Below are 12,621 nucleotides of genomic sequence, written 5' to 3' on the forward strand. Positions count from 1 at the left end.
CGCCGTCGAACCCCACGTCATAGCCGATGCGGAAATCATGCCGCTTGCCGGTGATCACCATGTCGTCGTCGCGGTCATAGCGCATCTTGCAAGGCTTGCCTGTCGCGCGCGCGGCAATGGCGCAGGCGACGGCCAGCGCGTTCCCCTGACTTTCCTTGCCGCCGAAACCGCCGCCCATGCGCCGGACCTCGCAGCGGACGCTATGCATGGGGACGCCCAGTGCCTCGGCGACCTTATGCTGAATTTCGGTCGGGTGCTGGGTCGAGCTGTGCACGACCATATCCCCGCCTTCCTGCGGCAGGGCGAGGGCGGCCTGCCCTTCGAGGTAGAAATGTTCCTGCCCGCCCATCTCGATCCGGCCGGACAGGCGGTGCGGGGCTTGGGCAATGGCCGCGTCCACATCGCCCTTGGTCCAGATGCGCGGGCCGTCCTCGAAGCGGCTGTCGGCGGCAAGGGCCTGATCCATCGTCAGGATCGGCGTTTCGGCGTCATAGCTGATCTTGCCCAGACGCGCGGCCTTGCGCGCGGCAAGATGGCTGGTGGCGACCACAAGGAAGACGGGTTGGCCAAGGTAGTGGATATCGCGGATCGCCAAGAGCGGCTCGTCATGGGCGCTGGGCGAGACGTCATTGGCGAAGGGCAGGTCGTCCGCGGTCAGGACAGCGACGACACCTGTGGCGGCCTTGACCGCCGAGAGGTCCAGCGCGGTGATCCGGCCCTTGGCGATCTCGGACAGGCCAAAGGCCAGATGCAGCGTGCCGGCAGGCACCGGCAGATCGTCGATATAGCGGGCCGCCCCCGTGACATGCAGCGGGGCGGCGTCATGGGGCAGGGGTTTGGCCACGCTCATGTCCGCACCTTGAGCACGTTGACCGCGCTGCCGCTCAGGTCGGCGAAATAGCGGTGCAGCAGGTTTTGCGCAGTCTCCAGCCGGTAGGCGGCAGAGGCGCGCATATCGGTCATGGGCGTGTAGTCCTCGGCCATCCGCGCAGCGGCGGTGCTGATTGTTGCGGGTGTCCAGGGCTGGTCGGTCAGGGCGGTCTCGACCGCCTTTGCGCGATGCGGGGTGCCTGCCATGCCGCCAAAGGCGATGCGGGCGGCGGTGACGGTGCCGTTCTCGACGGTCACGTTGAAGCAGCCGCAAAGGGCCGAGATATCCTGATCGAAGCGCTTGGAAATCTTGTAGCAGCGCAACGCGGGGGCGGCTTTGGGGAAGGTCACGCCGGTGACAAGCTCGCCCGGTGTCCGGTCCTGTTTGCCGTAGGCAAGAAAGAAATCCTCGATCGGTATGTCGCGGGTGGTGTCGCCGTGGCGCAAATGCAGCGTCGCCCCCAGCGCGATCAGGGCTGGCGGGTTGTCCCCGATGGGTGATCCGTTGGCGATATTGCCGCCGATGGTCGCGGCAGCGCGCACCTGTTCCGATCCGTAGCGGCGGATCAGTTCGGCGTAGGAGGGATGATGGGTCTTCATGGCCTGATGCGCCTCGGCCATGGTGACGGCTGCGCCGATGGTGATGGTGTCGTCGCCAACGGTGATCTGCCGCAGGTCGCGGCAGCGGTTCAGGAAGACGACTTTTGGCAGGTCGCGCAACTGCTTGGTCACCCAAAGACCCACATCCGTCGCCCCCGCGATCACGGTGGCGTCGGGGTTGGCGGCATACCATGTGGCGAGATCATCGAGCGTTTCGGGCGCGTAAGGGACCGTGTCGACCTGCGGGGCCGCATCATGCATCCAGTCGGGCACCGGTGCGCTGGCCGCCGCCATGGCCGCGCGGATGATCGGCGCGTAGCCGGTGCAGCGGCAGAGGTTGCCTGCCAGCACATCGTCATGATCGGTGCGGCCCTCTCTATGGGCGACGGCCATCGACGCGACAAAGCCGGGCGTGCAAAAGCCGCATTGCGAGCCGTGGTGGGTGACCATCGCCTGCTGGACGGGGTGCATCCGGCCATCGGGGCCGCTGATGCCTTCGACGGTGCGCACCGCCTTGCCGTGAAGTTGCGGCAGAAACAGGATGCAGGCGTTCAGCGCCCTTGCGCCCGCGGCATCCGAGACCATCACGGTGCAAGCGCCGCAGTCGCCCTCGTTACAGCCTTCCTTGGTGCCGCAAAGCCCAGCGTCTTCGCGCAGCCAGTCGAGCAGGGTCTGCGTTGGTTCCGCCTCGACCTGCACGGTGTCCCCGTTCAGAAGAAACGTGACGTTCATGGATCATTTGACCGTCGCCTTACCATCGGTTGCGCGGGTTCTCGGGTGTCGATGCGACGTAGACACCATCCGCGTAAGCTGACGCCTATGAAAGCGGCGGTTCTGCGGATTGGCAAGAATTTCTTTCCGCCTCTCTGCCCCTCTGGCGGCAGGTGCCTGCCTTTTCAGCATGATCAGAGCGTGGCGGCCACCTCGACCAACTGATCCGCGGCGATCCCCCAGCCCTCGAAAAAGCCCATGGCCTTGTGCTGGTCTGCCCCCGCCGCGTCGAGATGGCGGACTGCGACCGCATAGGTGCAGCCGGTGTCCTTGGGTGTGATCACGATTTCGGCCGTGAAGGGGAACTGACCTTCGCCGGATGTATCCTGCGGCTGAAAGCCCTTGCGCATCATGTTGGTGAAGGCGAAACGGCGGCCCGGTTCGGCGGCCAGCACGCATCCCGTGCCGGTCATCGGTTCCGGCACATCGGGGATATGCATCGTTGTATTGAAGGCCCCGCCGGGGAAGGTCTCGATCACGACGTCGGTCGTTCTGACCGGGCGGGGTGCGAACCACTGCACAAGCAGCGCGGGCTCGGTCCAGCAACGCCAGACGCTATCGGCAGAGACGGACAGTTCGCGTGTGAAGGAAAGGGTCGTGTCAGTCATCGAAGTGCTCCTGTGAGGTGGCAAGCGCATCCATGCGGCCCAGCCTGTTTTCCCAGATTTCCTTTTGCCACGCCAGCCAGCCCTGCACCGCGATCAGCGGTTCGGGGTCGATATGACAGGTGCGGACGCGGCCTTTCTTGATCGACCGGACGATGCCGGTGTCTTCCAGCACCTTCAGGTGCCGCATGAAGGTGGGCAGCGCCATGGCGTGCGGCGCGTGCAACTCGCTGACGCTGGCGGGGCCACGCGCCAGCCTTTCGATCACCGCGCGGCGGGTCGGGTCGGACATGGCGCCGAAAAAGGAATCAAGTGCGTTTGCCATGCGCCGAAGGTTCGGCCTTTGGCGAGGGCTGTCAAGATAGTTAGCGTGACGACTAACCAAATCCGGCTGAATCCGGCTTGTCCGCCGGGGCGGTTCGGCTACCCTGCGCCCATGTCGCAAAATCCCCGATTCATCCATCTGCGTGTCCATACCGAGTATTCGCTTCTCGAAGGTGCCATTCCCGTCAAGAAGCTGCCCGATCTGGCCGCAGGCATGGGGATGCCCGCTGTCGCCGTCACCGACACCAACAACATGTTCTGCGCGCTGGAGTTTTCCGAAGGCGCAAGCAAGGCGGGCGTGCAGCCGATCATCGGGTGCCAGCTCGACGTGACCTATCAGGAGACCGAGCCGGGCAAGCGCCCCGAGAGGCCGGCGCCCATCGTCCTGCTGGCGCAATCCGAAGCGGGTTACGTCAATCTGATGAAGCTGAACTCTTGCGCCTATCTGGATGCGGCAGGCCAGTTGCCGCAGGTCACGATCGAGGAACTGGCGGTCCATGGCGCGGGGCTGATCTGTCTGACCGGCGGGCCTGACGGACCCATCGGACGGCTGTTGCGGCAGGGCCAGCGGCCGAAGGCCGAGGCGCTGCTGGACCGGCTGGCAGTGATCTACGGCGATCGGCTCTATGTGGAATTGCAACGGCATCCCGTGGATGGCGGCCTGCCCGAGGCCGAGCGCCTGTCCGAGCGCGGCCATATCGAGATGGCCTATGCCAAGGGCCTGCCGCTGGTCGCGACCAACGATGCCTATTTCCCCAAGCCCGCCCTTTACGAGGCGCATGACGCGCTGATCTGCATCGCCGAAGGTGCCTATGTCGATCAGCAGGAACCGCGCCGCCGGTTGACCGCGCAGCATTACCTGAAATCGCCGCAAGAGATGGTGACGCTGTTTGCTGATCTGCCCGAGGCGGTGGAGAATACCGTCGAGATCGCGCGCCGCTGTGCCTTCAAGGCCTCCAAGCGCGATCCGATCCTGCCGCGTTTCGCCGATGACGAGGTCGCGGAACTGCGGCGGCAAGCACAGGAGGGGCTGAAGGCGCGGCTTGCCGTGATCCCCCATGCGGCGTCGGTGGAAGACTACGAAAAGCGGCTCGACTTCGAGTTGGGCATCATCGAGGGGATGGGCTTTCCCGGCTATTTCCTGATCGTTGCCGACTTCATCAAATGGGCCAAGGAAAACGGCATCCCCGTCGGCCCCGGGCGGGGGTCGGGCGCGGGCTCGCTCGTCGCTTACGCGCTCTTGATCACGGACCTTGATCCCTTGCGCTATTCGCTGCTGTTCGAACGCTTCCTGAACCCTGAACGCGTCTCGATGCCCGACTTCGACATCGACTTCTGCATGGACCGGCGCGAAGAGGTGATCCGCTACGTGCAAGCGAAATACGGCCGCGACAGGGTGGGGCAGATCATCACCTTCGGCGCGCTTCTGTCCAAGGCGGCGGTGCGCGATGTGGGCCGCGTGTTGCAGATGCCTTACGGGCAGGTGGACCGCCTGTCCAAGATGATCCCCGTCGAAGGGGTCAAGCCCGTCAGCATCGAAAAAGCACTGGCCGATGAACCGCGCCTGCGCGTAGAGGCAAAGGCCGAACAGGTGGTGGACCGCCTGCTGACCTACGCCCAACAGGTCGAAGGCCTGCTCAGGAATGCCTCGACCCATGCCGCCGGTGTGGTGATCGGCGATCGCCCGCTGGCTGAATTGGTGCCGCTTTATCAGGACCCGCGCTCGGACATGCCGGCGACGCAGTTCAACATGAAATGGGTCGAACAGGCGGGGCTGGTGAAGTTCGACTTTCTGGGTCTGAAGACGCTGACGGTGATCCAGAACGCGGTGGCGTTGATCAAGAAAGCCGGACGTTCGCTGAACATCGCCGCCGATGGCACCAAGCTTTACGAGGCGCCCGCTGGCTTCGAATACGACATCGGGGCGATCCCGCTCGATGACCGGAAATCCTACGACCTCTATTCGGCCGCCAGGACCATCGCGGTGTTTCAGGTGGAAAGCAGCGGCATGATGGATGCGCTCAAGCGCATGAAGCCCACCTGCATCGAGGATATCGTGGCGCTTGTGGCGCTCTACCGTCCCGGCCCGATGGAGAACATCCCGACCTATTGCGACGTGAAGAATGGCAAGAAGGAATTGGAATCGATCCATCCGTCCATCGACCATATCCTGAAGGAAACCCAAGGCATCATCGTCTATCAGGAACAGGTGATGGAGATCGCGCAGGTCATGGCGGGCTACAGCCTTGGCGGTGCCGACCTGCTGCGCCGCGCGATGGGCAAGAAGATCGCCGAGGAAATGGCCAAGGAACGCCCGAAATTCGAGGCAGGCGCCAAGGCCAATGGCGTCGATCCCAAAAAGGCGCGCGAGGTCTTCGACCTTTTGGAGAAATTCGCCAACTACGGCTTCAACAAATCCCACGCCGCCGCCTATGCGGTGGTCAGCTATCAGACGGCATGGCTGAAAGCGAACCATCCGGTCGAATTCATGGCCGGAGTGATGAACTGCGATATCCATCTGACCGACAAGCTGGGCGTCTATTTTCAGGAGGTGAAGAAGGGTCTCGGGATCGATTATGTCCCGCCATGCGTGAACCGCAGCCAAGCGACATTCGATGTGAAGGACCAAAAACTGGTCTATGGCCTGGGGGCGCTGAAGAATGTCGGTGTCGAGGCGATGAAACTGATCGTCGAAGGGCGCGGGGACAAGGAATTCGTCAATCTCTTCGATTTCGCCCGCCGTTGTGACCTGAAACGGATCGGCAAGCGCCCGCTGGAAATGCTGGCGCGGGCGGGGGCTTTCGATGTGCTCGACCTCAACCGCCGCCGCGTGCTGCACAGCATCGATGCGCTGACCAGCTATTCGGCGGCGATCCACGACCAGAAATCCTCCAATCAGGTCTCGCTCTTCGGCGAGGCGGGCGACGATCTGCCGGAACCGCGTCTGGTGGGCGGCGACGACTGGCTGCCCGCCGAACGGCTGGCCGAGGAATTCAAGGCCATCGGCTTTTACCTGTCGGGGCATCCGCTGGATGACTATATGGCACCGCTGAAACGTCAGCAGGTGATGACGCTGGATGAAGTCACGGCCAAGGCCGAGCGCGGTGCGATCGTGGCAAAGTTGGCGGGCACCGTGTCGGGGCGGCAGGAACGCAAATCGGCACGCGGCAACCGCTTTGCCTTCGTGCAACTCTCCGATCCGACGGGCCAATACGAGGTGACGGTCTTTTCGGATACGCTCGAGGCCGCGCGAGCGCATCTGGAAACCGGATCACGCGTCGTCGTCACCTGCGAGGCGACGATGGAAGCCGACCAGTTGAAACTGCTCGCGCGGTCGGTCGCACCCATCGACGCGCTGGTCGCCGATGCGGGCGGCGCGGGCCTGCGGGTGTTCATCGACGCACCCGATGTGATCCCCTCGGTCGCCTCGATCCTGTCCAACGCGGCCCGCGACGGCGTGCGCGGGCGCGGCCCGATCTATGTCTGCCTTCTGGGCGACGATCTGCCGGGCGAAGTGGAACTGGATCTCGGCGACGACTTCCCGGTGAACCCGCAAATCAAGGGCGCGCTGCGCAGCCTTGGCGGGGTGATCGAGGTGCAGGACGCCTGATCCGTCATTATTGGCCCGAAAATATCCTGGGGGGAAACGCCGCAGGCGTTGGGGGGGAAAGCCCCCGCCTACCAATGCGGCGGTTTCTGGTCGGCCAGCGGGACAGTGCCGCCGCTGTCGATCTCGCGCTGGGCCTCGCGTTCCATCAGCATCCCGATCCGCCGTTTGGCGGTCTCGAGGTCCTTTTCCTGCCGTGCGACGATGTCCGAAAGATCGTCGACGATGCGGGTCAGGTGGGCGATTTGTTCTTCAAGGGCGGTGATGTTGCGCATGGTGGTTTCCTAGCCTGTCTGACCTTGCGTGAAAAGGGGAGGCCGCGCTGTCTGGCCGAGCTTGGCACTTGAGTATTTGCAAGCAAAGCGAGGCGGCTTTGGATTGCTCCTTGGGGGTTTGCGGGTTAAAGGGCGCATCAAATGCATGACCGCAGGACCAAGCGATGGCCAAGGACAAGAAACAGCCCCGCCCCAAGGCGATCACGCCGAAGGGCTTTCAGGATTATTTCGGTGCGGAAGTGACCGAGCGGGCAGCGATGCTGTCCAGGATCGCGGCTGTCTATCATCGTTACGGTTTTGACGCGCTGGAAACCTCGGCTGTGGAAACCGTCGAGGCTTTGGGGAAGTTCCTGCCCGACGTGGACCGCCCGAACGAGGGTGTCTTCGCCTGGCAAGAGGATGCCGACTGGCTGGCGCTGCGCTATGATCTGACCGCACCCTTGGCGCGGGTGGCGGCACAGTTTCGCAATGACCTGCCCAGCCCCTATCGCCGCTATGCGATGGGACCGGTCTGGCGCAACGAAAAGCCGGGGCCGGGGCGGTTCCGGCAGTTCTATCAGTGTGACGCCGATACGGTGGGCGCGCCGAGTGTCGCGGCCGATGCCGAGATCTGTGTGATGCTGGCCGATACGCTGGAAGAGGTCGGCATCCCGCGCGGGGATTACATCATCCGCGTGAATAACCGGAAGGTGCTGAACGGGGTGCTGGAGGTCGCGGGCCTGTCGGGTGACGACAAGGACGCGGAGCGCGGGATCGTGTTGCGCGCCATCGACAAGCTGGACCGCCTGGGCGTGGAAGGAGTCCGGGCCCTGCTGGGCGAGGGCCGCAAGGACGAGAGCGGGGATTTCACCAAGGGTGCCGGACTCGACGGTCTGCAGGCCGATGTGGTCATGGGGTTCATGGATGCCAAACGCGAAAGCGGTGCCGCGACGGTCGTGCGTTTGCGTGAGCTGGTTCAGGGCTCGGCGATCGGTGCAGAGGGTGTCGATGAGCTTGAGACGATTGCCGACCTGCTGTCCGCCCAAGGCTATGGCCCCGACCGCATCATCATCGATCCTTCGGTGGTCCGTGGGCTGGGCTACTACACCGGCCCTGTCTACGAGGCGGAACTGACCTTCGAGGTCAGTGATGAAAAGGGGCGTCCGCGCAATTTCGGCTCGGTCGCGGGTGGCGGGCGCTATGACGATCTGGTCAAGCGCTTTACCGGTCAGGCTGTGCCTGCGACGGGAGTCTCGATCGGTGTTGACCGCCTGCTTGCCGCGTTGCGCGCCAAGGGGCGGATCGGGGGCGTGGAACGGGGGCCGGTTGTGGTGACCGTGATGGACCGCGACCGCATGGCCAATTACCAGACCATGGTCGCCGATCTGCGCAATGCGGGCATCCGCGCCGAGGTTTACCTTGGCAACCCCAAGAACTTCGGCAACCAGCTCAAATATGCCGACAAGCGCAATTCCCCGGTTGCGATCATCGCGGGTGGGGATGAATTCGCGCAAGGCATCGTGCAGATCAAGGACATGATCCTTGGTGCGGAAATCGCCAAGAACGCCTCGCTTGAGGAATGGAAGGACCGTCCCAGCCAGTACGAGGTGCCGCGCGCCGAGATGCTCGCAAAGGTGCGCGCCATTCTGGACGGGCAGGGCTGATGCCGACATCCGAGGCGACACGGGCCGAGGCGCGCCGTCTGCGTGACCTCTTTGCCGCGCGGGGGGCCGTTGTGGTCAAGGCCGATGTCCTGCAATCCGCCGAGACGCTGCTGGACCTCTACGGCGAGGATATCCGGGCGCGGGCCTATCTGACCTCGGACCCCTTGCGGGGCGAGATGGTCTTGCGTCCCGACTTTACCGTGCCCGTCGTGCAGATGCATATGGAGGCCCATGCCGAGCCTGCGCGCTACACCTATTCCGGCAAGGTCTTCCGCAAGCAGGAGGTCGATGAGACCCGCGCCAACGAATACGTGCAGGTGGGCTATGAGGTTTTCGACGGCCAGAACCCCGCGGCCGCCGATGCCGAGGTTTTCGCCGCCATAGCCGAAGGCTTGAATGGCTTGCCGGTGCGGGCGGCGACGGGGGATATCGGCGTGCTGATGGATGCGGTGCGCGGGCTGAAGACGACCCATGCGCGCAAGGCCGCCCTCTTGCGTCATATCTGGCGGCCGGGACGGTTTCGCGCGCTTCTCAAGCGGTTCGGCAGCGATCAGGTGCCGCCTGCGCGCGCCGCCCTGCTGGCGGCGGAGGATCCCTTTGCCGATGCCGGCCCCGAGATCGGGTTGCGCACGCGTGCCGAGGTGGCCGCACGGATCGACGCCTTGCGCGCCGATGCGGCGGCAGCGCCGATTTCAAGCGAAGAGATCGCCATGATCGACGCCATTCTGGGACTGCGCGAAACGGCGGGGCATGTCCTTAGCCATCTGCGGGATATTGCCGTCGATATGCCCTCGATCGGGCGGGCGGTGGTGCGGCTGGATGCGCGACTGGCCGCGCTGGGCAAGCAGGGCGTGGATGTGGAGACGCTCGCCTTCGAAGGCAGCTATGGCCGCACCTCGCTTGAATATTATGACGGCTTCGTTTTCGGCTTTTATGCAACGGACCGCCCCGATCTGCCGCCTGTGGCGACGGGCGGGCGCTATGACGCGCTGACCGCGCAACTGGGGCAGGGCCGCGTCGTGCCAGCGGTGGGCGGCGTGATCCGGCCCGATCTGGCTTTGGGGTTGATGCGATGCTGAAGCTGGGTGTGCCGTCCAAGGGACGGTTGATGGAAAAGACCTTCGACTGGTTCGGCAGCCGCGGGGTCGGCCTGCGCAAGGCGGGGCTGGATCGCGAATATGCAGGGGCCGTTGACGGGATCGAGGGGATCGAACTGGTGCTGCTGTCGGCCGGGGAAATCCCGCGCGAGCTTGCGGCGGGCAATATCCATCTGGGTGTCACCGGCACTGATCTGGTGCGCGAGAAGCTGGCGAATTGGGATGCGCGCGTCGCGGAACTGGCGCCGATGGGGTTCGGCGGTGCTGATCTGGTGATCGCGGTGCCGAAACTCTGGGTCGATGTCAGCTCGCTGGATGATCTGGATGCGGCGGCGGCGGCCTTCCGGCGCACCCATGGGTTCCGTCTGCGGATCGCCACGAAATATCATCGGCTGGTCCGCGACTTTCTGCGCGAGCACGGGGTGGCGGATTACCAGCTTGTCGACAGTCAGGGCGCGACCGAGGGCACGGTGAAGAACGAAACCGCCGAGGCGATTGCCGACATCACCTCGACCGGCGAGACCTTGCGGGCCAACGGGCTGAAGATCCTCTCCGATGGTCTGATCCATGCCAGCCAGGCCACTTTGTTCCGCGGTCGCCGCAAGGACTGGACCGATGAACAGCGGCAGACGCTGAAGACCTTGCAGATGGTGCTTGGGATCTAGGACACGACGGCGGGGGTGACGTCAGGTCGTGGAATCGACCGTTGCCAAGACAATCCCCCGGTCTGCCCCCTGCTTTGTTCAGCGCAGTGCTACAAATCGACCGTGTTCGGGCGTAATTCGGCCAGATTCTTGGTGATCTTTGCAGGCATAGCGAAGTTGTTCACTGCAAAGACCCATGCCCGACTGCGCACTTTGTCCATGCCGTGCACCGAAAGAGGAGCCACGAATTATGTCACGCCACCCGAAACGCGTTGGTTTGAGGGCCGCGTCCCTCGTGCTTGCGACGGTCTTCGCCGCCGCGACGCCTGCCTATAGTCAGGAAATCTCGCTGCGCATGAATGACGGCAGCATCGAAGTCTCTGGCACATTGCTAAGCTTCAACGGCGAAAGCTACCGGCTGATGTCGCAGCTGGGTGAAATCAATATCGATGCCTCGCAGGTGCAATGTGTCGCGGGGCCGTGCCCCCTGACCGCATCCGCCACTGAAACGTCGGTGCAGACCGGACCTGTCGTCTGGGATGTCTCGCTTTGGGGGTCGCGCCGCGCCTTTACCGAACATATCGAGAAACTGGCCGAACTGGTTGAGCAGAAAACCGACGGCGCGCTGACGCTCAACATCTCTTACGGCGGCCTGTCGCCGGCCGAGGAGAACCTCGACGGCATTGCCGCTGGCCGCTTTGAGATGGCGCAGTTCTGTGCCGGATACCACCCCGAGAAGACACCGACACTGAATGTTCTCGAATTGCCGTTTCTTGGGGTTTCGACCCTCGAAGAAGAACGCGCAGTATCCGAGGCCGTCTACCGCCACCCCGCCACCATGGCTGATCTGGCGCGCTGGAACGCGACACTGCTGATGCCGACGCCGCAGCCGCAGTATAACATCCTTGGGGTGGGCTTTCCGCCGACCAGCCTGGCCTCTTTCCAGACCATGACGGTGCGCGCGACCGGTGGCAGCGGCGATGCAATCGCCGCTCTTGGCGCCACCACGGTCAACCTGCCCGCCCCCGATGTCCGCGAGGCGCTGGCCAGCGGGGCAGTCAACGCGGTGGCCTTTGCGCCCCACGCGCACCTGTCCTTCCGCACCATCGAGAACGGCGTCTGGTGGACCACGAACCTGAACCCGGGCACTGCGAATTGTCCCGTTGTGGTGAACGCGCAGGCGCTGGCGTCGCTGCCACCTGAAAGCCGCATCGCTCTCTTGTCATCGGTTGAAGAGGCGCTGGACTTTTTCATCGCGAACTACACCGACGTGACCATGGGCCGCTGGGAAGCGGCGCTGCAGGACAACGAGATCATCCAGATCACCATCACCGATGAAATCATCGCAGCGATCAACGAAGAGGTCGCGGGGCCTGCTGCCGATGCCTGGATTGCCGAAACCTCGGCCCTTGGCGTGCCCGCGCAAGAGATCTACGACATGGTGACGACGATGCTGCAGAACGGCAGCTAGGCGTCCGCCGACAGCGACAAAGGTGATTTGGCGGGGGTTTCCCCGCCAGATTTTTGCGTGGCGTTGTGGGGGTGGTCCGTCTAGCGCACGCCGATGGCGGCCAGCGCCTGTGACAATTCCGGCGGCAGCGGGTCCTCGTTCTGGCGACCCGCGGGCAGGTCACGGGGCGCGTCGGCGACGGGCAAATAGCGCCAGCCCTGAAATGCGCGCTTCGGTGTCGCCTCGACCCGGATCAGGCCGGGTTTGCAGACAATGGCGCAGCGGCGGATACCGTCGGCGCCAAGGTATTCGTCCAGCCGCAGCACCGGCTGGCGACACAGGATCACGCCCTTGATCACCCAATAGATCGAGCCGCCATTCAGGATCTCCGCCTCGCGCTTGGGCCACATGCGGGTCACATGGCGCGGCAGGCCGTCCTCGGTCTGGGCACGACGGGTCGCCTGCCAATCGGCAAGATCAGGGATATCCTCGGTCCCGACCGAGAGTTTCAGAAGATGGACGGTTGCAGTCATCGATCCCCCCCGGGATGACTTTGAGGTAACGCGCGGCGCGCCTTGGGCAAGGGCTGCGTTGAGGGTATTTATTTAGTAGGCGTGTTGAGGTCAACCGCAGCATGTTGCATCTTGGATGCTCGTCTCTCGCGTTCGTATTGAGCGTTCCCAAGACCGCCCCAAACCCGTAAGATGCAGACCTTGTCTGCCGAAAAACAGGAGT

The 12,621-nt window shown here is 63.9% G+C and carries 11 protein-coding genes; 5 read left to right on the forward strand and 6 right to left on the reverse strand.

Annotated features, from left to right (window positions below):
• The 4 genes from V7N12_RS05920 to V7N12_RS05935 form a co-directional block, all read right to left on the reverse strand.
• On the reverse strand, window positions 1-850 hold an 850-nt coding region (locus V7N12_RS05920; protein ID WP_333713361.1), incomplete at its 3' end, for a molybdopterin cofactor-binding domain-containing protein.
• The gene (locus V7N12_RS05925) at window positions 847-2,202 is read right to left on the reverse strand and encodes a xanthine dehydrogenase small subunit (protein WP_333713362.1); all 1,356 of its coding nucleotides are present in this window, start codon (window positions 2,200-2,202) and stop codon (window positions 847-849) included. The genes V7N12_RS05925 and V7N12_RS05920, both read right to left, overlap by 4 nt.
• A 173-nt stretch (window positions 2,203-2,375) precedes the next feature.
• On the reverse strand, window positions 2,376-2,849 hold the full coding sequence (locus V7N12_RS05930) for an SRPBCC domain-containing protein (protein WP_333713363.1): 474 nt from the start codon (window positions 2,847-2,849) through the stop codon (window positions 2,376-2,378).
• A complete protein-coding gene (locus tag V7N12_RS05935; protein ID WP_333713364.1) occupies window positions 2,842-3,171 on the reverse strand; it encodes an ArsR/SmtB family transcription factor in 330 nt (109 codons plus the stop codon). Before V7N12_RS05935 ends, V7N12_RS05930 begins: the two co-directional genes overlap by 8 nt.
• A 111-nt stretch (window positions 3,172-3,282) precedes the next feature.
• Here V7N12_RS05935 and dnaE point away from each other — a divergent pair, with 111 nt between their 5' ends.
• Entirely contained in the window at window positions 3,283-6,780 is a 3,498-nt protein-coding gene (dnaE, locus tag V7N12_RS05940) for a DNA polymerase III subunit alpha (RefSeq protein ID WP_333713402.1), read from the forward strand.
• 68 nt (window positions 6,781-6,848) lie between these two features.
• Here dnaE and V7N12_RS05945 read toward each other — a convergent pair whose 3' ends face one another.
• Window positions 6,849-7,052 (reverse strand): SlyX family protein, encoded by a 204-nt coding sequence (locus tag V7N12_RS05945; protein WP_333713366.1) that lies wholly within the window; start codon window positions 7,050-7,052, stop codon window positions 6,849-6,851.
• Between the two features lie 164 nt (window positions 7,053-7,216).
• Between V7N12_RS05945 and hisS the strand changes: the two genes are divergently transcribed.
• The 4 genes from hisS to V7N12_RS05965 all read left to right on the forward strand — a co-directional run bounded on the left by hisS (window position 7,217) and on the right by V7N12_RS05965 (window position 11,907).
• Window positions 7,217-8,695 carry a histidine--tRNA ligase gene (gene hisS, locus V7N12_RS05950; RefSeq protein WP_333713368.1) on the forward strand — a complete coding sequence of 493 codons (1,479 nt, stop codon included), beginning with the start codon at window positions 7,217-7,219 and terminating at the stop codon, window positions 8,693-8,695.
• Window positions 8,695-9,774, forward strand: coding sequence for an ATP phosphoribosyltransferase regulatory subunit (locus tag V7N12_RS05955; RefSeq protein ID WP_333713369.1), 1,080 nt, complete (start codon window positions 8,695-8,697; stop codon window positions 9,772-9,774). Before hisS ends, V7N12_RS05955 begins: the two co-directional genes overlap by 1 nt.
• Window positions 9,768-10,457, forward strand: coding sequence for an ATP phosphoribosyltransferase (hisG, locus tag V7N12_RS05960; RefSeq protein WP_333713370.1), 690 nt, complete (start codon window positions 9,768-9,770; stop codon window positions 10,455-10,457). The genes V7N12_RS05955 and hisG overlap by 7 nt, the downstream gene beginning before the upstream one ends.
• 274 nt (window positions 10,458-10,731) lie before the next feature.
• Entirely contained in the window at window positions 10,732-11,907 is a 1,176-nt protein-coding gene (locus tag V7N12_RS05965; RefSeq protein ID WP_333713371.1) for a C4-dicarboxylate ABC transporter substrate-binding protein, read from the forward strand.
• An 80-nt stretch (window positions 11,908-11,987) separates the two neighbouring features.
• Here the strand turns inward: V7N12_RS05965 and V7N12_RS05970 are convergent, their stop codons facing one another.
• Window positions 11,988-12,419 carry a DUF1489 family protein gene (locus tag V7N12_RS05970; protein ID WP_333713373.1) on the reverse strand — a complete coding sequence of 144 codons (432 nt, stop codon included), beginning with the start codon at window positions 12,417-12,419 and terminating at the stop codon, window positions 11,988-11,990.
• Window positions 12,420-12,621: the final 202 nt, after the last annotated feature.

It is taken from the genome of Yoonia sp. (assembly GCF_036770585.1).
GTDB lineage: Bacteria > Pseudomonadota > Alphaproteobacteria > Rhodobacterales > Rhodobacteraceae > Yoonia.